General features: G+C 71.5%; 25 protein-coding genes. 2 read left to right on the forward strand and 23 right to left on the reverse strand.

All coding sequences use genetic code 11. The features are described from left to right. Window positions 1–3: 3 nt before the first annotated feature. The 4 genes from tsaE to glmS all read right to left on the reverse strand — a co-directional run bounded on the left by tsaE (window position 4) and on the right by glmS (window position 4,009). Window positions 4–567, reverse strand: a complete 564-nt coding sequence (tsaE, locus tag RH861_RS10660; RefSeq protein WP_310520966.1) for a tRNA (adenosine(37)-N6)-threonylcarbamoyltransferase complex ATPase subunit type 1 TsaE — start codon at window positions 565–567, stop codon at window positions 4–6. Further along, window positions 564–1,703 carry an alanine racemase gene (gene alr, locus RH861_RS10665; RefSeq protein WP_310520967.1) on the reverse strand — a complete coding sequence of 380 codons (1,140 nt, stop codon included), beginning with the start codon at window positions 1,701–1,703 and terminating at the stop codon, window positions 564–566. The genes tsaE and alr overlap by 4 nt, the downstream gene beginning before the upstream one ends. Continuing rightward, the gene (locus RH861_RS10670) at window positions 1,700–2,074 is read right to left on the reverse strand and encodes a holo-ACP synthase (RefSeq protein ID WP_067948519.1); all 375 of its coding nucleotides are present in this window, start codon (window positions 2,072–2,074) and stop codon (window positions 1,700–1,702) included. Before RH861_RS10670 ends, alr begins: the two co-directional genes overlap by 4 nt. 84 nt (window positions 2,075–2,158) lie before the next feature. Beyond that, a complete protein-coding gene (glmS, locus tag RH861_RS10675) occupies window positions 2,159–4,009 on the reverse strand; it encodes a glutamine--fructose-6-phosphate transaminase (isomerizing) (protein ID WP_310520968.1) in 1,851 nt (616 codons plus the stop codon). An 80-nt stretch (window positions 4,010–4,089) separates the two neighbouring features. Between glmS and coaA the strand changes: the two genes are divergently transcribed. Continuing rightward, a complete protein-coding gene (gene coaA / locus RH861_RS10680; RefSeq protein WP_310520969.1) occupies window positions 4,090–5,046 on the forward strand; it encodes a type I pantothenate kinase in 957 nt (318 codons plus the stop codon). 85 nt (window positions 5,047–5,131) lie between these two features. Here coaA and glmM read toward each other — a convergent pair whose 3' ends face one another. The 16 genes from glmM to RH861_RS10760 form a co-directional block, all read right to left on the reverse strand. Then, a complete protein-coding gene (glmM, locus tag RH861_RS10685; protein ID WP_310520970.1) occupies window positions 5,132–6,493 on the reverse strand; it encodes a phosphoglucosamine mutase in 1,362 nt (453 codons plus the stop codon). A 21-nt stretch (window positions 6,494–6,514) separates the two neighbouring features. Next, complete coding sequence (gene rpsI, locus RH861_RS10690; RefSeq protein ID WP_067948528.1) at window positions 6,515–7,000, reverse strand: 30S ribosomal protein S9; 486 nt, start codon at window positions 6,998–7,000, stop codon at window positions 6,515–6,517. A gap of 38 nt (window positions 7,001–7,038) precedes the next feature. Further along, window positions 7,039–7,485 (reverse strand): 50S ribosomal protein L13, encoded by a 447-nt coding sequence (gene rplM, locus RH861_RS10695; protein WP_067948530.1) that lies wholly within the window; start codon window positions 7,483–7,485, stop codon window positions 7,039–7,041. A 137-nt stretch (window positions 7,486–7,622) separates the two neighbouring features. After that, the gene (gene truA, locus RH861_RS10700) at window positions 7,623–8,570 is read right to left on the reverse strand and encodes a tRNA pseudouridine(38-40) synthase TruA (RefSeq protein ID WP_310520971.1); all 948 of its coding nucleotides are present in this window, start codon (window positions 8,568–8,570) and stop codon (window positions 7,623–7,625) included. Window positions 8,571–8,643: 73 nt separating this feature from the next. After that, complete coding sequence (gene rplQ, locus RH861_RS10705) at window positions 8,644–9,198, reverse strand: 50S ribosomal protein L17 (protein WP_067948532.1); 555 nt, start codon at window positions 9,196–9,198, stop codon at window positions 8,644–8,646. A 45-nt stretch (window positions 9,199–9,243) separates the two neighbouring features. Then, on the reverse strand, window positions 9,244–10,230 hold the full coding sequence (locus tag RH861_RS10710) for a DNA-directed RNA polymerase subunit alpha (RefSeq protein WP_067948534.1): 987 nt from the start codon (window positions 10,228–10,230) through the stop codon (window positions 9,244–9,246). Window positions 10,231–10,407: 177 nt separating this feature from the next. Continuing rightward, window positions 10,408–10,806 (reverse strand): 30S ribosomal protein S11, encoded by a 399-nt coding sequence (gene rpsK, locus RH861_RS10715; RefSeq protein WP_067948536.1) that lies wholly within the window; start codon window positions 10,804–10,806, stop codon window positions 10,408–10,410. Window positions 10,807–10,838: 32 nt separating this feature from the next. Then, a complete protein-coding gene (rpsM, locus tag RH861_RS10720; RefSeq protein WP_067948538.1) occupies window positions 10,839–11,219 on the reverse strand; it encodes a 30S ribosomal protein S13 in 381 nt (126 codons plus the stop codon). 164 nt (window positions 11,220–11,383) lie between these two features. After that, a complete protein-coding gene (gene rpmJ, locus RH861_RS10725) occupies window positions 11,384–11,497 on the reverse strand; it encodes a 50S ribosomal protein L36 (RefSeq protein ID WP_056734976.1) in 114 nt (37 codons plus the stop codon). Between the two features lie 71 nt (window positions 11,498–11,568). Then, window positions 11,569–11,790, reverse strand: coding sequence for a translation initiation factor IF-1 (gene infA, locus RH861_RS10730; protein ID WP_011186713.1), 222 nt, complete (start codon window positions 11,788–11,790; stop codon window positions 11,569–11,571). A gap of 150 nt (window positions 11,791–11,940) precedes the next feature. Then, entirely contained in the window at window positions 11,941–13,089 is a 1,149-nt protein-coding gene (locus RH861_RS10735; RefSeq protein WP_310520972.1) for a mannitol-1-phosphate 5-dehydrogenase, read from the reverse strand. Further along, the gene (locus RH861_RS10740) at window positions 13,086–13,526 is read right to left on the reverse strand and encodes a PTS mannitol transporter subunit IIA (RefSeq protein ID WP_067948543.1); all 441 of its coding nucleotides are present in this window, start codon (window positions 13,524–13,526) and stop codon (window positions 13,086–13,088) included. The genes RH861_RS10735 and RH861_RS10740 overlap by 4 nt, the downstream gene beginning before the upstream one ends. 135 nt (window positions 13,527–13,661) lie before the next feature. After that, on the reverse strand, window positions 13,662–15,215 hold the full coding sequence (locus tag RH861_RS10745; protein WP_310520973.1) for a PTS mannitol transporter subunit IIBC: 1,554 nt from the start codon (window positions 15,213–15,215) through the stop codon (window positions 13,662–13,664). An 18-nt stretch (window positions 15,216–15,233) separates the two neighbouring features. Further along, a complete protein-coding gene (gene ptsP / locus RH861_RS10750) occupies window positions 15,234–16,919 on the reverse strand; it encodes a phosphoenolpyruvate--protein phosphotransferase (protein ID WP_310520974.1) in 1,686 nt (561 codons plus the stop codon). Between the two features lie 45 nt (window positions 16,920–16,964). Continuing rightward, window positions 16,965–17,231 (reverse strand): HPr family phosphocarrier protein, encoded by a 267-nt coding sequence (locus RH861_RS10755; RefSeq protein ID WP_067948547.1) that lies wholly within the window; start codon window positions 17,229–17,231, stop codon window positions 16,965–16,967. 91 nt (window positions 17,232–17,322) lie between these two features. Next, window positions 17,323–17,631, reverse strand: a complete 309-nt coding sequence (locus tag RH861_RS10760) for a PTS IIB subunit (protein WP_310520975.1) — start codon at window positions 17,629–17,631, stop codon at window positions 17,323–17,325. 228 nt (window positions 17,632–17,859) lie between these two features. Between RH861_RS10760 and RH861_RS10765 the strand changes: the two genes are divergently transcribed. Further along, window positions 17,860–19,734, forward strand: a complete 1,875-nt coding sequence (locus RH861_RS10765; protein ID WP_310520976.1) for a BglG family transcription antiterminator — start codon at window positions 17,860–17,862, stop codon at window positions 19,732–19,734. A 10-nt stretch (window positions 19,735–19,744) separates the two neighbouring features. Here the strand turns inward: RH861_RS10765 and map are convergent, their stop codons facing one another. From map to secY, 3 genes are read right to left on the reverse strand one after another with little or no spacing between them, the layout of a single operon-like run. After that, window positions 19,745–20,572 (reverse strand): type I methionyl aminopeptidase, encoded by an 828-nt coding sequence (gene map / locus RH861_RS10770; protein ID WP_310520977.1) that lies wholly within the window; start codon window positions 20,570–20,572, stop codon window positions 19,745–19,747. Between the two features lie 9 nt (window positions 20,573–20,581). Further along, window positions 20,582–21,214, reverse strand: a complete 633-nt coding sequence (locus RH861_RS10775) for an adenylate kinase (protein ID WP_310520978.1) — start codon at window positions 21,212–21,214, stop codon at window positions 20,582–20,584. After that, window positions 21,211–22,533: a preprotein translocase subunit SecY gene (gene secY / locus RH861_RS10780; protein ID WP_067948556.1), complete on the reverse strand. Its 1,323-nt coding sequence runs from the start codon at window positions 22,531–22,533 to the stop codon at window positions 21,211–21,213. Before secY ends, RH861_RS10775 begins: the two co-directional genes overlap by 4 nt. Between the last annotated feature and the right edge of the window lie 84 nt (window positions 22,534–22,617).

Below are 22,617 nucleotides of genomic sequence, written 5' to 3' on the forward strand. Positions count from 1 at the left end.
AGCCTAGTTCGCGGCGTCGCGCGGGGAGCCGGGTCCGGCCTCGAGCCGGGCCGCCGCGGCGTAGGGCGTGCCCGCCCAGCGCGGTCCGTGCCCGACGAGCTCCACGGTGCGGGGCTCGTCGGACTCGAGGTCCTCCTCGGCGTCCGCCGGGTGCTCCGCGTCGTCTCCGTCGGTCGCATCGCCGCCCCGCCGTCGGGCGATCACGACCTCGAGCCATGAGTCGCTGACCCCGTCGAGCAGGCCGGCGCCCCACTCGACGACGACCGCCGCGCGGTCGAAGTCGAGGTCGAGGTCCTCGAGTTCGGCTGCCCCGGACAGGCGGTAGGCGTCGACGTGCACGAGCGGCGCCCCGCCGACGAGGCTGGGGTGCGTGCGGGCGAGCACGAAGGTCGGGCTCTGCACCGGCCCGCGGACCCCGAGTCCGTCGCCGATGCCACGCGTCAGCGTGGTCTTGCCGGCGCCCAGGGGTCCGGTGAGCACGACGAGGTCACCCGCACGCAGCTGCCGGCCGAGCTCGCGGCCGAGCTCCTCCATCGCGTCGGCGTCGGGCACGATGCGGGTGCTCATGCGTCCTCCACGTGGGTGCGCGGAACTCGCGGCCCGATGCGCGTGACGATCTCGTAGCCGATGGTGTCGGCGGCGGCGCCCCAGTCGTCGGCGGAGGGCGCTCCCACCTGCGGGTCGCCGACGAGCACCACCTCGTCGCCCACGGCCACCTCGTCGTCGCCCACGTCCACCAGGAACTGGTCCATCGCGATGCGGCCCACCACGGGATGGCGGCGTCCGCCGATGAGGACCTCGGCGCGACCCGACGCCTGCCGCGGCACGCCGTCCGCGTAGCCGAGCGGCACGAGCGCGAGCGTGGTCTCGCGCTCCGCGCGCCAGGCGTGGTTGTACGACACCCCCGTGCCGGGGCCGACCCGCCGCACCGCGGCGACGCGGCCGCGCAGGGTCATGACGGGCGTCAGACCGAGGTCGGCCGCGGTCGTGCCGTCGCCGAACGGGGGGATGCCGTAGACCCCGATGCCGATGCGGACCAGGTCGAGCCGGGCCTCGGGGAACCGCAGGGCCGCGGCCGTCGACGCGAGGTGACGCAGTTCGGGGCGGAGGCCCGCCCGGCGCGCCTCGTCGACGCCGCGGAGGAAGGCGGCCAGCTGCTCGGCGTCGGCGTCCGGCGAGGTGTTCGCGAGGTGGCTGAAGATCCCTCGCACGTGGATGCGTCCGGCGGCCTCGAGCTCCGCGGCGCGTTCGACGGCGGCCGGCCAGGCCTCGGGGGCGATGCCGTTGCGGCTGAGGCCGGTGTCGAGCTTGAGGTGCACGTTCGCCGTGCGGTCGACGGATGCCGCGGCAGCCGCCATCGCCTCGAGCTGGGCGACGGACGAGACGCCGAGGTCGACGTCGCGCTCGATCGCGTCGGCGAACCGGGCGTCGGGGTCGTGCAGCCACGCGAGGACGGGCGCGTCGATGCCCGCGGCGCGGAGCGCGAGCGCCTCGTGGAGATCGGCCACGCCGAGCCATCCGGCCCCGCCCTCGAGCGCGGCGCGGGCGACCGGCACGGCGCCGTGACCGTACGCGTCGGCCTTGACGACCGCCATGACGGCGGCCGGGGCCACCCCTTCGCCGATGGTGCGGAGGTTGCGGCGGACGGCATCGAGGTCGATGACCGCCTCGCGGAAGGGGCCCGGCAGGGATCGGTCGGTCACGGCGTGGTTCCTCGGGTCTCGGCTCGCTCGAGCACCACGAAGGCGCTCGCGATGCCGGCGTCGTGGCTCATGGAGAGGTGCACCCGGTCGATGCCGAGGTCGGCGACGTGTCGGGAGAGCGCGCCGGACAGCGCGAAGTCGGGATTGCCGTCGGCGTCGTTCACGATGCGCATGTCGTGCCAGCGGATGACGGCGTGCCCTCCGAGCGCCTTGATCAGCGCCTCCTTGGCGGCGAAGCGGGCGGCGAGCGACCGCGCAGGGCGGTTGCGTTCGCTCTCAGCGAACAACCGATCGCGCAGGGCCGGCGTGCGCTCGAGCGAGCGCTCGAAGCGCGCGATGTCGACCACGTCGATGCCGATGCCCGCGATCACGCGATCCTCCTCGACTCCACGTTTCCGAGTCTGCCGTACCCGTGCCGTCGCGGGCGCCGATGACCGACGCCCGCGACGGAGCGGTCACTCGACCGTGACGGACTTCGCCAGGTTGCGCGGCTGGTCGACGTCGAGGCCCTTCGCCTGCGAGAGCTCCATCGCGAAGATCTGCAGCGGCACGACGGCCAGCAGCGGCTCGAACAGCGGTCCGGCGAGCGGGATGCGGATGACCTCGTCGGCGAACGGGAGCACCGCGGCATCGCCGGCCTCGGCGATCGCGATGACGCGAGCGCCGCGGGCGCGGATCTCCTGGATGTTCGAGACGACCTTCGGGTGGAGGGCCGCCGAGCCGCGCGGGCTCGGGACGACCACGAACACCGGCTGGCCCGGCTCGATCAGGGCGATCGGGCCGTGCTTGAGCTCGCCCGCGGCGAAGCCCTCGGCGTGGATGTACGCGAGCTCCTTGAGCTTCAGCGCGCCCTCGAGCGCGATCGGGTAGCCGACGTGGCGGCCGAGGAAGAGCACCGAGCGGGTGTCGCTCATCCAGTGCGCGAGCTCGCCCACGCGCTCGCCCTGCTCGAGGACGGTCGTGATCTTCTCGGGGATCGCCTGGAGCTCGGCGACCTGCGCCGCGAGCTCGTCCTCCGAGAGGGTGCCGCGCACGCGCGCGAGGTGGAGGCCGAACAGGTAGAGGGCCGTGATCTGCGCCACGAAGGCCTTGGTCGACGCGACCGCGACCTCGGGGCCGGCGTGCGTGTAGACCGCCGCGTCCGACTCGCGCGGGATGGTCGCGCCCTGGGTGTTGCAGACCGAGATGGCCTTCGCGCCCTGCTCGCGGGCGTACTTGACGGCCATGAGGGTGTCCATCGTCTCGCCGGACTGGCTGATCGAGACGACGAGCGTGCCGTCGTCGATGACCGGCTCGCGGTAGCGGAACTCGTGGCTTAGCTCGACCTCGACCGGGATGCGCGCCCACTGCTCGATGGCGTACTTCGACACCATGCCCGCGTAGGCGGCGGTGCCGCACGCCACGACGGTGATGCGCCGGATGGAGCGGAGCGCGTCGTCGCCGAGCTGGTCGAGCTCGGGGATCGAGACCACGCCGTCGACGATGCGACCGCGGATGGTGTTCGCCACGGCGTCGGGCTGCTCGGCGACCTCCTTCGCCATGAACGAGGACCAGCCGCCCTTCTCGGCCGCGGAGGCGTCCCACGCGACGTCGAACGGCTCGACCTCGACCGCGTTGCCGTCGAAGTCCGTCACGGTGACCTCGCCCGCGGTGATCGAGACGATCTGGTCCTGGCCGATCGCGACGGCGCGCTTGGTGAACTCGACGAAGGCCGCGACATCCGAGCCGAGGAAGTTCTCGCCGTCGCCGAGGCCGATGACGAGCGGCGAGTTGCGCCGGGCGCCGACGACCACGCCGGGCTCGTCCTTGTGGACCGCGAGGAGGGTGAACGCGCCCTCGAGGCGGCGAACCGTGCGGCGGAAGGCCTCGCGCAGGTCGCCCGTGGCGCGGTACTCCCGGCCGAGGAGGACCGCGGCCACCTCGGTGTCGGTCTCGCTGAGGAACTCCGCGCCGTCGGCGACGAGCTCTTCCTTCAGCTCGGAGAAGTTCTCGATGATGCCGTTGTGGATGAGCGCGAGCTTGTCGTCGTCGGCCAGGTGCGGGTGGGCGTTGCGGTCGGTCGGGCCGCCGTGGGTCGCCCAGCGGGTGTGCCCGATGCCGGTGCCACCGCGGTGGATCGGGTGGCGGCCGAGCTCGTCGGCGAGGACCTGCAGCTTGCCGGCGCGCTTGGCGAACTCGAGGTCGCCCTCGTCATCGACGACGGCGACGCCGGCCGAGTCGTAGCCACGGTATTCGAGGCGGCGCAGGCCACCCATGAGGACGTCGAGGCTGTTGCGCTCTCCGACGTATCCGACGATTCCACACATGCGCACGATCCTACCGGCGTGTTCCTGAGCGCCGGACCGATGGCCCGCGACCGCGCTCGGGCCGCGACTACACTGTCACGGTGCCGGATCCGCAGAGCCCGTCGACGCACGCTCCCCAGATCTCCCCGTTCATCGAACTGAGCCGGGCCGACTGGGCGGCGCTCGCCCCGTCGATGCCGTCGCCGCTGCGCGAGACCGAGATCGTCCAGCTCCGCGGGCTCGGCGAGCCGCTCGACCCCGTCGAGGTGGCCGAGGTCTACCTGCCGCTCAGCCGGCTGCTGAACCTCTACGTCGGTGGCACCAAGGCGCTGCACGAGGTCACCAGCACGTTCCTGCGCGAGCGGTTCGCCTCGACCCCGTTCGTGATCGGCGTCGCGGGCTCGGTCGCCGTGGGCAAGTCGACGATCGCGCGACTGCTGCGGGAGCTCCTCGCGCGCTGGGAGCACACGCCCCGCGTCGAGCTGGTCACCACCGACGGCTTCCTGTTCCCCAACGCCGAGCTCGAGCGTCGCGGACTCATGGAGCGCAAGGGGTTCCCCGAGTCGTACGACCGCCGCGCGCTGCTGCGCTTCGTCAGCGAGGTGAAGGCCGGCGCGCCCGAGGTGCGTGCGCCGTTCTACTCGCACCTCGCGTACGACATCGTCCCCGACGCGCAGGTCACCGTGCGGCGGCCGGACGTGCTCATCGTCGAGGGGCTCAACGTCCTCCAGCCGGCCTCGCCTGGCCACAAGCTCGCGGTGAGCGACCTGTTCGACTTCAGCATCTACGTCGATGCGCGCACGAGCGACATCGCCCGCTGGTACGAGGAGCGCTTCCTCAAGCTCCAGCGCGGCGCGTTCACGAACCCGCGCTCGTACTTCCACCGGTTCGCGAGCCTCAGCGAGGACGAGGCGCGCGCCCGCGCACGGTCGATCTGGCAGTCGATCAACGAGCCGAACCTGCTCCAGAACATCCGTCCCACGCGGTCGCGCGCGTCGCTCGTGCTCCGCAAGGGCAGTGACCACGCGGTCTCGAGCGTCCTGCTGCGCAAGCTCTGACGCGCGGTCCGACGCGTGACGGGTGCCGCGGCATCCGTCACCTCGAGGGCGAGCGGATGCCGCGGCGACGCCGTGGGACGGCGGGTCAGTTGGCGAGGCGCTCGCGTACCACGGCCGCGAGCTTCTCGGCGTGGGCCTCGGCGGCCTGCTGGTCGGCGGCCTCGACCATGACGCGCACCATCGGTTCGGTGCCGGAGGGGCGGAGGAGCACCCGGCCGGTGTCGCCCAGCTCGGCCTCGGCGGCCCGCACCGCGGACGCGATCTCGGCGTCGTCGGCCATCGCGTGGTGGTCGACGCCGCGCACGTTGACGAGCACCTGCGGGTACACGGTCATGATCGACGCGAGCTCGGCGAGCGACTTGCCGGTGCGGGCCATCTCGGCGACCAGGTGGAGCCCGGTGAGCACGCCGTCGCCCGTGGTCGCGAACTCGCTCATGATGACGTGACCCGACTGCTCGCCGCCGAGCGCGAACCCGCCCTCGGCGAGGGCCTCGAGCACGTAGCGGTCGCCGACCTTGGTCTCGACGACGCGGATGCCGCGCTCGGCCATCGCGCGCTTCAGGCCGAGGTTCGACATGACCGTGGCGACGAGCGTGTCGTCGGTGAGCGTGCCGCGCTCCTGCATCGACACCGCGAGGATCGCCATGATGCGGTCGCCGTCGACCACGTTGCCGTCGGCGTCCACGGCCAGGCAGCGGTCGGCGTCGCCGTCGTGCGCGATGCCCACGTCGGCGCCGTGCTCGCGCACGGCCTGCTGCAGCAGCTCGAGGTGGGTGGAGCCCACGCCGTCGTTGATGTTCATGCCGTCCGGGTCGGCGCCGATGACGACGACCTCGGCGCCTGCGTCGCGGAAGGTCTCGGGCGAGACGCCGGCGGCCGCGCCGTGGGCGCAGTCGAGCACGACCTTCAGGCCCTCGAGCCGGTTCGGCAGCGTGGCGAGCAGGTGCACGACGTAGCGGTCCTCGGCGTCGGCGAAGCGACGGATGCGGCCGACGCCGTCGCCGGTCGGGGCGAGCTTCTGCCGGCCGAGGTAGGACTCGATGCGGTCCTCGACCTCGTCGGGGAGCTTGGTGCCGCCGAACGAGAAGAACTTGATCCCGTTGTCGGGCGCGGGATTGTGCGATGCCGAGATCATCACGCCGAAGTCGGCGCGGATGCTGTCGATGAGGAACGCCGTCGCGGGCGTGGGGATGACGCCCGCATCGAGCACGTCGACGCCGGAGCTCGCGAGTCCGGCGGAGACGGCGGCGGTGAGGAATTCACCGGAGACGCGGGGGTCGCGCGCGACGACGGCCACGGGGCGGCGGCCGGCCGCGCGGAGTTCATCGGCGTGCCGGCCCTGGGTGAGGACCGCGGCAGCCGCCTGGGCGAGGCCCAGGGCCAGGTCAGCCGTGAGTTCACGGTTGGCCAGGCCCCGGACCCCGTCGGTTCCGAAGAGCCGAGGCATACGGGGGACCCGTTCTCGCGCTTAGCGCTTCGAGAACTGGGGCGCCTTGCGGGCCTTCTTGAGACCGGCCTTCTTGCGCTCGATGACGCGGGCGTCGCGCGTGAGGAAGCCGGACTTCTTCAGCGTGGGACGGTTGTTCTCGCGGTCGATCTCGTTCAGCGCACGGGCGATCGCGAGGCGCAGGGCGCCGGCCTGGCCCGAGGGGCCGCCGCCGGTGATGCGGGCGATCACGTCGTACGAGCCCGAGAGCTCGAGGACGGTGAAGGGGTCGGTGATCAGCTGCTGGTGCAGCTTGTTCGGGAAGTAGTCCGCGAACTCACGGCCGTTGACCGTGATGGTGCCGGCGCCGGGCACGACGCGCACGCGGGCGATGGCCTGCTTGCGGCGGCCGACGGCCGAGCCCGAGACGTTGAGCACGGGACGGGCGGCAGCGGCCTCGGCGGCCGGAGCGGACTCGGTGGTGTAGCTCTCGGGAGCCTGGTCGATCTGGTCTGCGATCTTCGCCATGGTGGTCTCTCTGAATCCTTTTCGCGTCGGCGCCGGGCTTACTGGGCGACCTGGGTGAGGGTGTACGGCTTCGGCTGCTGAGCCGCGTGCGGGTGCTCCGGGCCGGCGTAGACCTTGAGCTTCTTCAGCTGCTGGCGGCCGAGCGAGTTCTTCGGGAGCATGCCGCGGATCGCCTTCTCGACGGCGCGGACGGGGTTCTTCTCGAGCAGCTCGGCGTAGCCGACCGCCTTGAGTCCGCCCGGGTAGCCCGAGTGGCGGTAGGCCTTCTTCTGCTCGAGCTTCTGGCCGGTGAGGGCCACCTTGTCGGCGTTGACGATGATCACGTGGTCGCCGGTGTCGACGTGGTTCGCGAAGATCGGCTTGTGCTTGCCGCGGAGGATCGCCGCGGCGTGGCTCGCGAGACGGCCGAGCACGATGTCGGTGGCGTCGATGACGACCCAGTCGCGCTGGATCTCGTTCGCCTTCGGGGTGTAGGTGCGCGTCACAGTAGTGCTGCTTTCTGATCGAGTGAGGGGTTCGTGAATCCCGCTCCGGCGGGAGTTCGCTCGCGATGCGAGGAGAACGCCACGGTGGAGGGCTCAACATCGGATGCCGACGCAGTCGACGGCACCAAAGCGAAAGCTTAGCCGACGACGCCGTCCACGTGCAATTCGCGACGTGCGCGCGTCTGCTCCGCGCGGGCCGCCAGGTCCTCCTCGGGCGGGTAGCCCACCTCGGTCAGGGTGAGCCCCTTGGCCGGGAGCACCTTGAAAGCGCTCGTCCGGGTGCGCGCGTGCATGAGTTCGCCCGGCTGCTCGACCCCGAGCCGCCCCTCCCCCACGGCGACGCCCGAGCCGACGAGCGCGCGGACCATGGAGTGGCAGAACGCGTCGGCCTGGAGCGAGGCCACGAGGACGCCGTCCGCGGCCCGGCGCCACCGGAACGACTGCAGGGTGCGGATCGTCGTCGCGCCCTCGCGCGGCTTGCAGAAGGCGGCGAAGTCGCCGAGGCCCACGAGCGTCTGCGCGGCCACGTCCATGGCCTCGGCGTCGAGCTCCCTCGGGTACCAGACCGTGCGGTGGCGCTGCAGCGGATCGTGCTCGGCGTCCGCGTCGGCGATGCGGTACTCGTACCGTCGCCAGACGGCCGAGAAGCGGGCGTCGAAGCCCTCGGGCGAGGGTCGCACCGACCGCACGACGACGTCGTCGTCGGCCGCTCCCAGGACGCCGCGCAGGCGACGCACGAGCACGGCGCCGGGATCGGCGTGCGGATCCGACTCCGCCACGCCTCGACGGGGACGCGCGACCGCCCGGAACGCCGCCCGGTCCACGTCGAGGTGGGCGACCTGCCCGGTCGCGTGCACCCCGGCGTCCGTCCGGCCCGCGACGACGAGGCGGGGCGCGACGCCCTCGCGGCGGAAGAGCGTCTCGAGCGCCTGCTCGATCGTGCCCTGCACGGTGCGGAGGCCGGGCTGGCGGCTCCAACCGGCGAAGGCCGTGCCGTCGTAGGCGAGGTCGAGCCGCAGTCGAACGACGGATGCCGCGGCATCCGCGTCGCCGTCGACGCCCGTGGTCGTGGTGGCCTCGTTCACGGACCCAGCCTAGATGCGAGAGGGGCCCCGGTGCGGATGCACCGGGGCCCCTCGTCGAGCGGGAGCGCGAAGGCTACTTCGCGGCGGCCTCCTCGGCCTCGGTCTCCTCGGCCGGAGCCTCGGCGGACTCCGCCGACGCCTCGGAACCGGCGGCCTCGTCGACCGCGGCCTCGGACTCGGTCACGACCTCGTCCTGGGGCTCCTCGGCGGCGGGCTCCTCGGCGGGAGCGGTCGCGGCGGCCGGCTTCGCGGCGCGCGCCTTCGGCGTCACGGGCTCGAGGACGAGCTCGATGACGGCCATGGGCGCGTTGTCGCCCTTGCGGTTGCCGATCTTCGTGATGCGGGTGTAGCCGCCCTCGCGGTCGGCCACCTGCGGCGCGATCTCGGTGAACAGCTTGTGCACGACCGACTTGTCGCCGATCACGGCGAGCACGCGACGGCGCGCGTGGAGGTCGCCGCGCTTGGCGAACGTGATCAGGCGCTCGGCCAGCGGACGGAGGCGCTTGGCCTTCGTCTCGGTGGTGGTGATGCGCTCGTGCGTGTACAGCGCGGCGGCGAGGTTCGCGAGCAGCAGGCGCTCGTGCGCGGGTCCGCCTCCGAGGCGGGGTCCCTTCGTGGGCTTCGGCATGGTGGTATCTCCAGTGTTGGGGGGTTGGTGCGGCCCGGGGCCTGCTTAGTTCTCGTCCTCGAAGCCCGTGTAGAAGTGGGCGCCGTCGAAGCCGGGGACCGAGTCCTTCAGCGACAGGCCCATCTCGGTGAGCTTGTCCTTGACCTCGTCGACCGACTTCTGGCCGAAGTTGCGGATGTTCATCAGCTGCGACTCCGACAGGGCCACGAGCTCGGACACCGTGTTGATGCCCTCGCGCTTGAGGCAGTTGTACGAACGCACCGACAGGTCGAGGTCCTCGATCGGGATCGAGAGCTCGCTCGAGAGGACGGCGTCGACCGGCGCGGGGCCGATCTCGATGCCCTCGGCGGCGGTGTTCAGCTCGCGGGCGAGGCCGAACAGCTCGACGAGCGTGCGACCGGCCGACGCGATCGCGTCGCGCGGCGTGATGGCGGGCTTGGACTCGACGTCGACCACGAGGCGGTCGAAGTCGGTGCGCTCGCCCGCACGCGTCGCCTCGACGCGGTACGTGACCTTGAGGACCGGCGAGTAGATCGAGTCGACCGGGATCTGGCCGGCCTCGGAGTACTCGTTGCGGTTCTGGCTGGCCGAGACGTAGCCGCGGCCGCGCTCGATCGTGAGCTCGAGCTCGAACTTCGCCGAGTCGTTGAGCGTCGCGATGACCAGGTCGGGGTTGTGCACCTCGACGCCCGCCGGAGCGGAGATGTCGGCGGCGGTGACCTCACCGGCGCCCTGCTTGCGCAGGTAGGCGGTGATGGGCTCGTCGTGCTCGCTGGAGACGACCAGGTTCTTGATGTTGAGGATGATCTCGGTGACATCCTCCTTCACGCCCGGCACGGTCGAGAACTCGTGGAGCACGCCGTCGATGCGGATGCTCGTCACGGCGGCGCCGGGGATCGAGGAGAGGAGGGTGCGACGGAGGGAGTTCCCCAGGGTGTAACCGAAGCCCGGCTCGAGGGGCTCGATCACGAAACGCGAACGGAACTCCGAGATGTTCTCTTCGGTGAGCGTCGGACGCTGTGCGATCAGCACGGTGTGATTCCTTTCGGCAGGGTGTCCGCTATATGACACCTGCGAGTTCGAGGATCTTGAGTTGTGAGAGAGAACGGATGCCCGGTGGTCGAGTAGCGCCCGGCGCAGCCGGGCGCGTACCGAGACCGTGCGATCTCGGTACGGCCTGCGGCCTACTCGATCACCGGGAACGGAGTGCTAGACGCGGCGGCGCTTCGGCGGGCGGCATCCGTTGTGCGCCTGGGGCGTCACGTCGTTGATGCTGCCGACCTCGAGGCCCGCGGCCTGGAGCGAGCGGATCGCGGTCTCGCGGCCCGAGCCCGGACCCTTGACGAAGACGTCGACCTTCTTCATGCCGTGCTCCTGCGCCTGGCGGGCGGCCGACTCGGCGGCCAGCTGCGCGGCGAACGGGGTCGACTTGCGCGAGCCCTTGAAGCCGACGCCGCCCGAGGAGGCCCAGCTGATCACGGCACCGTTCGTGTCGGTGATCGACACGATGGTGTTGTTGAACGTCGACTTGATGTGGGCCTGGCCCACGGCGACGTTCTTCTTGTCCTTGCGGCGCGGCTTGCGAGTAGCCGCCTTGGGTGCTGCCATGTTCGAAATCTCCTAGATCTTGGCGCGAGCGGTTACTTGCGGCCGGGCTTCTTCTTGCCGGCGACGGTGCGCTTCGGGCCCTTGCGGGTACGAGCGTTGGTCTTGGTGCGCTGACCGCGGACCGGGAGGCCGCGACGGTGGCGGATGCCCTCGTACGAGCCGATCTCGACCTTGCGGCGGATGTCGGCGGCCACCTCGCGGCGGAGGTCGCCCTCGACCTTGTAGGTGCCCTCGATGTGGTCGCGGAGGGCGACGAGCTGGTCGTCGGTGAGGTCCTTGACGCGGATGTTCCCGTCGATGCCGGTCTCCGCGAGCGTCTGCAGCGCGCGAGTGCGGCCGACGCCGTAGATGTAGGTCAGTGCGATCTCCACGCGCTTCTCGCGCGGGATGTCGACTCCTGCCAGACGTGCCATGGTGGCTTCTCCTGTTGGATGTGTCGGAGGTGTGGAGCACTTCCGGTGCCTCGGCCTCCGTCCGAGGGTGTCCCCTCCCGGTGATCGAGTAGCGACGGAGTCGCGTACCGAGATCTCGGGAGGTTCGTGGAAGTGCCGTATTCAGTTCGCGTCGGCGCGGGCGACTAGCCCTGGCGCTGCTTGTGGCGCGGGTTCTCGCAGATCACCATGACGCGCCCGTGGCGGCGGATGACCTTGCACTTGTCGCAGATGCGCTTGACGCTGGGGTTGACCTTCACAGTCGTTGTTTCCTTAGTTCGCTGTCCTCGTGCCCGCGGGGTGCCGGGGGCCGTTACTTTCCGAACAGCCCTTACTTGTAGCGGTAGACGATGCGGCCGCGGGTCAGGTCGTACGGGCTCAGCTCCACGATCACGCGGTCCTCGGGGAGGATGCGGATGTAGTGCTGGCGCATCTTTCCGGAGATGTGGGCGAGCACCTTGTGCCCGTTGGTCAGCTCAACCCGGAACATCGCGTTCGGGAGTGCCTCGATGACCGAGCCTTCGATCTCGATGACGCCGTCTTTCTTGGCCATAGCCTCACTATCGCTTGGAGTTTGGGTATTCGGTCGTGCGATGATGATGCACGACCTCGACGAGGCCCATCGGGCATGCCGAAGCGGGCGTGCAAAACACCAAGGGTCAACTATAGGCGAATCCGGCTCGATTCGCCACTCGGCCGCGTGTCAGCTTGCGGTGCGGCGCGTCACGGCCGCGACCAGGCGATCGTGCAGCGGATGCCCCGGCTCGATGCCGCACACCTCGCGCGCGATGGTCTCCGCGTCATCCGTTCGCACGCGCTGCTGCAGTTCGACGCTCTCGGGATCGGCCGGCACGTCGAAGCCGAGCGCCGCCTCGACGGCGTCGAGGAGCCCGTCGACGGGCAGTCCGCGTTCCGCGAGCTCCGCGGCGGGCCCGATGAACCGCTCCCGCCGGCCGAGCTTGCGCAGCGGCTGCCGCCCGACGCGCTCCACCGTGTCGGGCAGCGCCGCATTCCGGAAGCGGCCGAGGATGGTCGCCCGGTACTGCGCCTGCTCCTCCGCGGTGAAGCCGTGCTTGGCGACGATGAGCGCCGAGGTCTCCTCGAGCACGCGCTCCACGCGCGCGGCGACCGACGGGTCGGCCAGTGCCTCGGCGATGCGCTCGTGCCCGGCGAGGAATCCGAAGTACGCCGTGGATGCGTGCCCGGTGTTCACCGTGAACAGCTTGCGCTCGATGTAGGGGCCGAGCCGATCGACGAAGTGCGCGCCCGGGATGGGCGGCGGCGCGTCGCCGAACGGCGGACGCTCGATCGCCCACTCCGAGAACGTCTCGACCGTCACGTCGAGGCCCGACTCCCCCGGCTGGCCGGGGACGATCCGGTCGACGGCGGTGTTCGCGAACACCGCGCGACGCTCGAGCTCGAGCCACTCGTCGGGTCCGGCGAGCTTCGCCGTCTCGTCGCGCAGCAGGCTCGTGGCGTCGATGGCGTTCTCGCACGCCATGACGGCCAGGGGCGCGGCATCCGGCGCCCGGTCGCGCAGCGCCTGCAGCACGTGCGGCGCGATGAACCGGAGGATGTTCGGGCCCACCGCGGTCGTCAGCACGTCCGCGTCGGCGAGTTCGGCGGCCAGCGCCGCGGCATCCGTCTGCGAGTTCACCGCCCGGTACCGGTCGACGCGCCGGTCGCGCGCCCCGTCGCCCACCTCGTGCACCGTGTAGTGGTCGGATGCCGCGAGCGCATCGATGAGCTCGGCGTTCACGTCGGCGAACACGACCTCGTACCCGGCGTCGTGCAGCAGCAGCCCGATGAAGCCGCGACCGATGTTGCCGGCGCCGAAGTGGACGGCCTTCACGAGTCGTTCACCTCGGAGAGGAGCGCGACGAGCTCATCCGACGAGCCGGCCGCGAGGAGCTTGTCGACCTCCTCCTCGTCGGAGAAGACGATCGCGATCTTCGACAGGATCTCGAGGTGCTCGTCGCCGCGGCCGGCGATGCCGACGACGAAGCGCGCCTGCTCGCCGCCCCACTCGATCGGCTCGTCGTAGCGGAGCAGCGACATCGCGGAACGCCGGATGAGGTCCTTGGCCTCGTTCGTGCCGTGCGGAATGGCGAGCCAGTTGCCCATGTAGGTCGACACGGAGCCCTCGCGCTCCAGCATCGAGTCGACGTACGCGGCGTCCACCGCGCCCGCGTCGACGAGCACCGCGCCCGCCGCTCGGATGGCGTCCTCGCGGGTCGCGCCGCCCGGCACGATCCGCACGTTCTGGGCGGGCAGGATCTGGTCGCTCATGGGTGCTCCTTCTTCGTCGCGGTTCTCGTGGTTCGGTCTACGTCGGGCGGTCGATGCGGGTGGCGGATGACGCGACCGCCCGGGCCGGACCCCTGCAGGGCTCGACCCGGGCGGCGCGTCATCCGTTCGGGATCGTCAGCTCCGACCCTTCTGGGCCTCGATCATCTCCACGACCTCGTCGTACTTCGGCGAGTTCATGAAGTTGTCGACCGAGATGTGCACGGCGTCGGGCGTCTGGTGACGTGCGCGCTCCGTCAGCTGGTTCTGCGTGATCACGAGGTCGGCCGACGTGTCGAGGTTCGCGATCGCCTTGTTGACGACCGTGACACCCTCGATACCGGCCTTCTTGATCTTGTTGCGCAGGACGCTCGCGCCCATCGCCGACGAGCCCATGCCGGCGTCGCAGGCGAACACGACGTTCCTGATCTCGCGGATCGTGCCGGTCGCGGGACCGCCGCCGCCGCCCGCCTGGGTCGCCGCACCGCCGCGCAGGTTCGCGAGCGCGTCCGAGCTCTTGCCCTTGGCGGCCTCGGTCTGCGTGACGGCGGCGCCGAACGCGTCATCCGTGACGGCCATCGCCTGCAGGTCGCGGCGGCGCGTGGCCCGCAGGATGACCGCCGAGATGAGGAACGTGACCGTCGCCGAGAGGATGACCGACAGGATGACGCCGAGGTAGCTGTCGCTCGCCGTCTGCGCGATCACCGCGAAGATGCTGCCCGGCGCCGCCGGGGCGCGCAGGCCCGCGTCGAAGAGCATGTTGGTCGTGACGCCGGTCATGCCGCCCGCGATGAGCGCGAGGATCAGGATCGGCTTCATCAGCGCGAACGGGAAGTACACCTCGTGGATGCCGCCGAAGAACTGGATGACCGCGGCGCCCGGAGCCGACGCCTTCGCCGCGCCGATGCCGAAGAACGTGAACGCCAGGAGCAGGCCGACGCCCGGTCCCGGGTTCGCCTCGAGCAGGAACAGGATCGACTTGCCCTCCTCCGCGGCCTGCGTGAGGCCGAGGGGGGTCAGCACGCCGTGGTTGATGGCGTTGTTCAGGAACAGCACCTTCGCCGGCTCGATGATGATGCTGGTCAGCGGCAGCAGGTTCGTCTCGACGAGCCAGTTCACCGCACCGGAGAGGGCGTTCATGATGCCGTTCACCAGCCAGGCCACCGGGTAGAACCCGACGATCGCCATGACGAAGCCCCAGATGCCGGCCGAGAACATGTTCACGAGCATCTCGAAGCCGGCCTTGACCTTGCCCTCCCAGAGCGAGTCGAGCCGCTTCATGGTCCAGGCCGCGAGCGGGCCGAGGATCATCGCGCCGATGAACATGTGGATCTGCCCGAGCTGGTTGTCCTCGGGCAGCGTCGCGTTCACCTGGGCGATGAGCAGGTCGGAGCCGGCGATCGCACCGAAGGTCGCGATGCTGCCCACCACGCCGCCGCGGATGCCGTACACCATGGAACCGCCCGTGTAGCCGATCAGGATCGGCAGCAGGTAGTGGATGAACGGCCCGACGATCGTGGCGAGGTCCGCGTTCGGCGTCCAGCCGACCCCGATGAAGAAGGCGGTGAAGATGCCCCACGCGATGAGCGCGGGGATGTTCGGCATGATCATGCCGGAGAGGAACGTTCCGAAGCGCTGGACGTGGACTCGGGCTCCCCCGGGTCGCTTCGCCTCAGCTGACGTCGTCGTCATTGCTGCCTCCAGTGCAGGTCACGGCACGGGTGTGCCGGTGGGAGTGGGTGCGGATGCGGCGGCGGCCTCCTGGGCCGCCTGCTTCGCCTCGGCCGCTCCCTCAGCGGCCAGGGCGGCCCGGGCGATGCGCTCGGCATCCTCCCGGGTGTGCCGCGCGAGGGAGGCGCGGACGTCTGCGAGTGCCGACGGGGACATCGACAGGCTGGTGGCGCCGAGGCCCACGAGGACCACGGCGAGGAGCGGATCGGCGGCGGCCTCGCCGCAGATGCCGACGGGGCGGCCGTCGACCCGGCCCGCCTCGCCGACCTGCGCGACCAGTCGCAGCACCGCCGGATGCCACGCATCCTGCAGGTTCGCGACCGTGCCGAGCAGCCGGTCGGCGGCCATCGTGTACTGGGTGAGGTCGTTCGTTCCGATCGACGCGAAGTCGGCGACCTTGAGGATGTGGTCGGCGATGAGCGCCGCGGACGGCGTCTCGACCATGACCCCGGCGACCTTGATGCCGAGCTCCCGGCAGAGGTTCGTGAAGTAGCGCGTCTCCTCGACGGTCGCGATCATCGGCGCCATGACCCACAGGTCGGCATCGGTCGCGGCATCCGCTGCGGCGAGCGCGGTGAGCTGCTCGCGGAGGATGACCTCGGAGTGCCGGAGGGCGCGGATGCCGCGGAGCCCGAGCGCCGGGTTCTCCTCGGGTGCGTCGTTGAGGAACGACAGAGGCTTGTCGGCGCCGGCGTCGAGGACGCGCACGACGACCTTCCGCCCCGGGAACGCGCTCAGCATGCGCGTGTACTGCGCCTGCTGCTCGGTGACCGACGGTGCGGTGTTCGCGTCGAGGAAGAGGAACTCCGTGCGGAACAGGCCCACGCCCTCGGCGCCGAGCCTGGCCGCCTCCTCGGCGCCGTCGGCCGAGCCGAGGTTCGCGAGCAGCGGCACGGGCGTGCCGTCGGCGAGCGCGCCGGGCGTGACCGGCGCGGCGGCGCGGGCCGCGCGCTCGGCGATGCGCTCGCGCGCCTCGGCGACCTGCTCCGGCGTCGGGTCCTGCACGACCAGGTCGTTCGCGGCGTCGACGATGACGGTGTCGCCGTCGGCGAGCGTCGCGGCATCCGCTGCCCCCACGACCGCGACGATCGACTTCTCGCGGGCGAGGATCGCGGTGTGCGAGGTCGGTCCGCCGTCGATGGTGACGAGCCCCAGCACCTGCCCGAGGTCGAGCAGCGCGGTGTCGGCGGGCGCGAGGTCGCGGGCGACGAGCACGAACGGGTGGCCGGGGTTCGGCACGCCGGGGGCGGGCACCTTGAGCAGGTGCGCGACCACGCGCTGGGAGACGTCGTCGAGGTCGGCCGCGCGCTCGCCCATGTAGCCGCCCATCGCGGCGAGCATGTCGCGGAACGATGCGAACGCCTCGAACACGGCGCGCTCGGCGGTCTTGCCGTCGGCGAGTCGCTTCACGATGTCGTCCACGAGCGTCGGGTCCTCGGCCATCATGGCCTGCGCCTCGAGCACGTCCTGCGCGGCACCGCCGGCCTGCGCGCCCATGCGCTGCAGTTCGCCGGCCACGACCGAGAGCGACGCGCGAGCGCGTTCCTCCTCGCGGGCCGGGTCGAGGTGACTCGGCCGGTCCACCGGCTCCGGCAGCCGTTCGGCCATGCGCACGACCGGTCCGACGGCCACGCCCTGGCCGATCCCCGTGCCTCTGAACTCCATCACTCGCCCCTCCGATTCGATTCGTCGGGCGACGGATGCCGCGAGCTACTCGTCGTGATCGGTGCTGAGCAGCTCGACGAGCTCGTCGAGCACGCGCTGCTCGTCGCCCCCGTCGACCGCCACGGTGACCTCGTCGCCGTGGTCGATGCCCTGCGCGATGACGGCGAGGATGCTCGCCGCGTTGACGGGAGTGCCACCGGCTTTCGCGATGGTGACCGTCGATCCCGACGACGCGGCGGCCTGGGTGAACAGCTTCGCCGGCCTGGCGTGCAGTCCGTGGCTCGATCCGACTCGAACAGTGCGTTCCACCATGTTGCAGGCCTCCGTCGCTGGCGTCCGTTCCCGACTTCACCATAGACCCGGGTGTCCGCGCAGGGAACGGGGTTGCGCGGCGTGGGGGCGTTCACGATCGGGCTCCCGTGATCGCGATCGCGAGGTCGAGCGCGGCGTCGCCGTCGAGCGCTCGGGTCTCGCCGGGCAGCACGGCGACGGGCACGGATGCCGCGGCGGCCTGCTGCTCGAGGCCACCCAGTCGCTCGCCGAGGTGCGTCCCGACGAGCAGGGCGTCGGCGTCGGCGAGCTCGGCGGCGAGGGTCTGCTCCCCCGCGGCGCGCACCTCGACGTCGATGCCGCGCGCCTCGGCGGCCCGGCGGATGCGCAGTGCGGCGAAGGTGCTCGACGCACCAGCTCCGCACACGACGACGATCCGCATCGCCTGCCTCCTCGCCCGGCTTCGCCCGGTCCTCTTCGATCGGTCACGGCGGATGCCGCGAACATCCCGAGTCTGCTCGCCCACCCCGGACCGCTGCCACCAGACCTGCTTCCGCACCCCCGGAAGTTCTGCGGCATCCGCTGCCCCGGGCGTGCCGGGGGTGGTTGACTGGCTGGACCGCCCCGCGAGCGCGCGGCACGGCGGAGTCCCGATCGGAAGCGAGTCGACGTGCCGGAGAAGTGGGAGCGCCTCGTCGAGGTGCTCGCCGACCACGACGACTGGGTCACCGCTGCGCGCCTCGCCGACCGGCTCGGCGTGACGACGCGGACGGTGCGCACGTACGCGGCGCAGGCGAACGCGGCCGGCGAGCCCGTCGTGGACTCGGGCCCGGACGGGTATCGACTCGACCGGGCGGCCTGGGCGCGGCGCGCGCGGCGAACCGCCGACGCCGCCGACGCGGGACCAGAGGGGCGTCGGGCCCGACTCATCCGCGACCTCGTCGACGCGCCGGACGGGCTCGACGTCTTCGACGCCGCCGAACGGCTGCACGTCAGCGAGTCGACGCTCGAGTCCGACCTCGGACGGGTCCGGGCGCGACTCCGGGGCACGGGACTCGCACTCGAGCGCGAGGGCAGCGTCGTCCGGCTGCGCGGGCCGGAGACGGCGATGCGGCGGCTCGTCGGCGCGCTGGTCCGCGAGGAGGGCCGACGCGGCATCCGCGACCTCGCGACGCTCCGCGCCGGGTTCCCGCCGGTCGAGGGGTTCCGTCGCGGGCTGCTCGACGGCCTGCGCGCCGCCGGATGGGCGCCCAACGAGTACGCACTCGACGACGTGCTGCTGCACGTCGCGATCGCGGTCGACCGCGTGTCGCACGACCGCACCCTCGAACGCGACGAGGGCACGGCGGCCGGCTCCCCCGCCGACGCCCTCGTGACCCTCGTCGACGAACTGGTCCGTGACGAGTTCGACGTCCACCTGCCGCCCGCCGAACTGGCGCACCTCGCCCGACTCATCGGCACGCGGGCGGCCACCCGACGCGACGGTCCCGCCCGCATCGACGTCATCCGGGGCATCGTGGGCCGGATCTCGCAGGAGTGGCTCGTCGACCTCGGCGACGACGAGTTCCTCGAGCGCCTCGCGCTGCACGTGGACAACCTCGCGGCGCGCGCCGCCGAGCAGAGCTACTCGCGCAATCCGCTCACCGCCTCGATCAAGGCCGCCTACCCGCTGATCTACGACCTCGCCGTCTACCTGGCCGCGGAACTCGGGCGCCTGGAGGGCATCACGGTGAACGACGACGAGATCGCCTACCTCGCGATGCACCTCGGCGCCGCGCTCGAGCGGACGCGGTCCCGCGGCGACGCCGTCCGCGTCGCGGTGGTCGCGCCGGAGTACCACGACGCCCGGGACCTCCTGCTCGAGCGACTGCGCGCCGGGCTGGACGACGACGTGGAGCTCCTCGTCGGCGGCGCCGTGCCGCTCGAGGGGCCCGCGGCATCCGGTGACGACGCCGACCTCGTCGTGTCGGTCCTCCCGCCGCGCGTGCCGCAGCCCGGCGTCGTCACCGTCGCACCCTTCCCGACCGCCGACGACGTCGAGCGCGTGCGGCAGGAGCTCGCCCGGATCCGCCGCGGACGACGCCGTGCGCGCCTGGCGTCGACGCTCACGCGGACCATCGGCCCCGACCTGTTCGTGCGCGGGGTCGGCGGGCGCGGACGCGAGGAGGTCATCCGCCTCCTCGGCGACCGGCTGCTCGCGGCGGGCGTGATCGACGACGCCTACCTGGAGGGGGTGCTCGAGCGGGAGCGCATGTCGTCGACCGCGTTCACCGACCTGCTCGCCGTGCCGCACGCGATGACGATGACGGCGGAACGCAGCGCCATCGCCATCGCCATCGACGAGCGCCCGATCGCGTGGGGCGAGGCCGACGTGCACGTGGTGGCGCTCATCGCGTTCGCGGAGTCGGGCCGGGCCGAGTTCCAGGCCGTGTTCGACCAGTTCGTCGAGGCCTTCTCCGACCCCGAGAACGTCCGCCGGCTGGTGCGCGGCGCGGTCGACTACCCCGGACTGCTCGCCGAGCTGTCCGTGCTCATGGCCCCCTGAGGCCGCGCGCTCAGGGGATCGGCACGGGCGCCACGCCGAACGGCGCGAGCCCCGCAGCGCCGCCGTCGGGGGCCGTCAGCACCCAGATGCCGTCGCGGTGCACCGCCACGCTGTGCTCGAAGTGGGCGCCGTCGGCGCCGTCCGACGTCGCTACGGTCCACCCGTCGTCGCGGACGAACGTGTCCGGCCCGCCGGCGACGACCATCGGCTCGATGGCGACGACGAGGCCGGGCCGCACGCGCGGCCCCCGCCCGCGCACGGCGTGATTGTAGACCGTGGGCTCCTCGTGCATCTCGCGCCCGATGCCGTGGCCGCCGTATCCCTCGATGATCGAGTAGGGGCCGGACGCCTCGACCGAGGCCTCGATCGCTTCGCCGACCTCGTTGAGATGACGAGCCGTCGCGAGGCGCACGATGCCCGCCCAGAGCGCCCGCTCGGTCGCGTCGGCGAGCGCCTGCCGGGCCCGGACGACCTCGGGTCGCCCGGGATCCGGCAGGACCACCGTGAAGGCGGCGTCGCCGTTCCATCCGTCGATCTCGGCACCGCCGTCGATCGAGACGAGGTCGCCCGGGGCGAGCGCTCGGTCGCCGGGGATGCCGTGGACCACGTCGCTGCCGACCGACACGCACAGCGTGTGGCCGTAGCCGGGGACCAGCGCGAAGTTCGGGCGGCCGCCGCGCTCGCGGATGAGCGCCTCGGCGGCCGCGTCGAGCTCCAGCGGGGTCGCGCCGACGGCGAGCCGTTCGCGCACGAGCGCGAGGGCGGCCGCGGTCGCCTCACCCGCCGGGATCATCGCGCGCAGCTCGGCGGGCGACTTCAGCGGGTGGCGGCGGAACACGCGCTCGGGCTAGGCCGCGCCGGTGGCGGCGGCGCCGTCGCCGTTCGGCACCAGGCCGCGCTCGGCGAGCGCGTCGAAGATCCGCCCGGTGACGTCGTCGAGCGTGCCGACGCCGTCGATGCGGAGCACGAGGTCGCGCTCGCGGTACACGTCGAGGATCGGAGCGGTCTCTCGCTCGTAGATGGCGAGGCGGTTCGCGATGACCTCCTCCGTGTCATCCGTGCGGCCCTGGTCGAGGGCGCGCTGGCGCAGACGCGCGATGCTCTCGTCGCGGGGCACCGCGAGCTCGATGACCGCGTCGAGCGCCTCGCCGCGGCCGGCGAGGAACTCGTCGAGGTGCGCGACCTGGCCGCGGTTGCGCGGGTAGCCGTCGAGCACGAAGCCGCCCGCGGCGTCCGGCTGGGCCAGGCGGTCGCGCACGAGTTCGCTCGTCAGCTCGTCGGGGACGAGGTCGCCCGCCTCGATGATCGCCTGGACCTGCTTGCCGAGCTCGGTGCCGCCCTTGACGTTCTCGCGGAAGATGTCGCCGGTCGCGACCTGCGGCACGTCGAAGGCCTCGGCCACGAGCACGCCCTGCGTGCCCTTGCCGGACCCCTGCGGGCCGACGATCAGGAACCGGGCGGAGCGTGCGGGGTGCGTCATCGGAGGAGTCCTTCGTAGTGGCGCTGCTGGAGCTGTGCGTCGATCTGCTTCACGGTCTCGAGGCCGACACCCACGATGATGAGGATCGACGCGCCGCCGAAGGGGAAGTTCTGGTCGGCGCCGACGACCGCGAACGCGATCAGCGGGATGAGCGCCACGAGGCCGAGGTAGAGCGAACCCGGCAGGGTCACTCGGGTGAGCACGTAGTCGAGGTACTCGGCCGTGGGGCGCCCGGCACGGATGCCGGGGATGAAGCCGCCGTACTTCTTCATGTTCTCGGCGACCTCGTCGGGGTTGAACGTGATCGCGACGTAGAAGTACGTGAAGCCGACGATGAGCAGGAAGTACACGAGCATGTACAGCGGGCTGGAGCCCTGCGTGAGGTTGTTCGTGACCCACACGACCCAGGGCTGCGGCTCCTCGCCGGCGGCGGGCTGGTTGAACTGCGCGATGAGCGCCGGCAGGTACAGCAGCGACGAGGCGAAGATGACGGGCACGACGCCGGCCATGTTCACCTTGATCGGGATGTAGGTGTTGTTGCCGCCGTACGTGCGGCGGCCGACCATGCGCTTGGCGTACTGCACCGGGATGCGGCGCTGCGACTGCTCGACGAAGACGACCGCGAGGACGATGACGAGGCCGATGGCCAGCACGACCGCGAAGGTGTCGAAGCCGCGCGAGACGGCGATGCCCCACAGCGAGCCGGGGAACGTGGCGGCGATCGAGACGAAGATGAGCAGCGACATGCCGTTGCCGATACCGCGCTCGGTGACGAGCTCGCCGAGCCACATGATGAGGCCGGTGCCGGCGGTCATGGTGATGACCATGAGCAGGATCGCGTACCAGGCGTCGTTGGTGATGAGCTGCGTGCACGCGGGGTCGGAGTTCGCCGGGAACAACGCACCCGAGCGGGCGACCGTGATCAGCGTGGTCGACTGGAGGACGCCGAGCGCGATCGTGAGGTAGCGCGTGTACTGCGTGAGCTTGGCCTGGCCGGCCTGGCCCTCCTTGTAGAGGGTCTCGAAGTGCGGGATGACCACGCGGAGCAGCTGCGTGATGATCGACGCCGTGATGTACGGCATGATGCCGAGCGCGAAGATCGACAGCTGGAGGAGCGCGCCGCCGGAGAAGAGGTTGACGAGCTCGTAGAGGCCCGAGGCCCCCTGGTTCGCCGCCAGGCACTGCTGGACGTTCGCGAAGTCCACGAACGGCGCGGGGATGAACGAGCCGAGTCGGAACAGGGCGATGATGCCCAGCGTGAACCCGATCTTCCGGCGAAGGTCGGGGGTGCGGAAGATCCGCCCGATGGCGTTGAACACTCGTCCTCCTGTTGCTCCGTCGTGGAGTCAGTCGTTATGCGGCTCGAGCCTGTCGAGACCCCCGTGAATCATACGCGAGGTCCC

Source organism: Agromyces indicus (genome assembly GCF_031432295.1).
Taxonomy (GTDB): Bacteria; Actinomycetota; Actinomycetes; order Actinomycetales; family Microbacteriaceae; genus Agromyces; species Agromyces indicus.

Coding starts and splice junctions, on each gene's coding strand:
- rpsK (WP_067948536.1), bottom strand. CDS start 10,806: ATGGCAGCACCCAAGGCGGCTACTCGCAAGCCGCGCCGCAAGGACAAG.
- RH861_RS10760 (WP_310520975.1), bottom strand. CDS start 17,631: ATGCGGATCGTCGTCGTGTGCGGAGCTGGTGCGTCGAGCACCTTCGCC.
- glmM (WP_310520970.1), bottom strand. CDS start 6,493: ATGCCTCGGCTCTTCGGAACCGACGGGGTCCGGGGCCTGGCCAACCGT.
- ptsP (WP_310520974.1), bottom strand. CDS start 16,919: ATGGAGTTCAGAGGCACGGGGATCGGCCAGGGCGTGGCCGTCGGACCG.
- rpsM (WP_067948538.1), bottom strand. CDS start 11,219: ATGGCACGTCTGGCAGGAGTCGACATCCCGCGCGAGAAGCGCGTGGAG.
- rplQ (WP_067948532.1), bottom strand. CDS start 9,198: ATGCCGAAGCCCACGAAGGGACCCCGCCTCGGAGGCGGACCCGCGCAC.
- RH861_RS10755 (WP_067948547.1), bottom strand. CDS start 17,231: ATGGTGGAACGCACTGTTCGAGTCGGATCGAGCCACGGACTGCACGCC.
- tsaE (WP_310520966.1), bottom strand. CDS start 567: ATGAGCACCCGCATCGTGCCCGACGCCGACGCGATGGAGGAGCTCGGC.
- infA (WP_011186713.1), bottom strand. CDS start 11,790: ATGGCCAAGAAAGACGGCGTCATCGAGATCGAAGGCTCGGTCATCGAG.
- glmS (WP_310520968.1), bottom strand. CDS start 4,009: ATGTGTGGAATCGTCGGATACGTCGGAGAGCGCAACAGCCTCGACGTC.
- rpsI (WP_067948528.1), bottom strand. CDS start 7,000: ATGGCGAAGATCGCAGACCAGATCGACCAGGCTCCCGAGAGCTACACC.
- RH861_RS10775 (WP_310520978.1), bottom strand. CDS start 21,214: ATGACGCACCCCGCACGCTCCGCCCGGTTCCTGATCGTCGGCCCGCAG.
- RH861_RS10745 (WP_310520973.1), bottom strand. CDS start 15,215: ATGACGACGACGTCAGCTGAGGCGAAGCGACCCGGGGGAGCCCGAGTC.
- RH861_RS10740 (WP_067948543.1), bottom strand. CDS start 13,526: ATGAGCGACCAGATCCTGCCCGCCCAGAACGTGCGGATCGTGCCGGGC.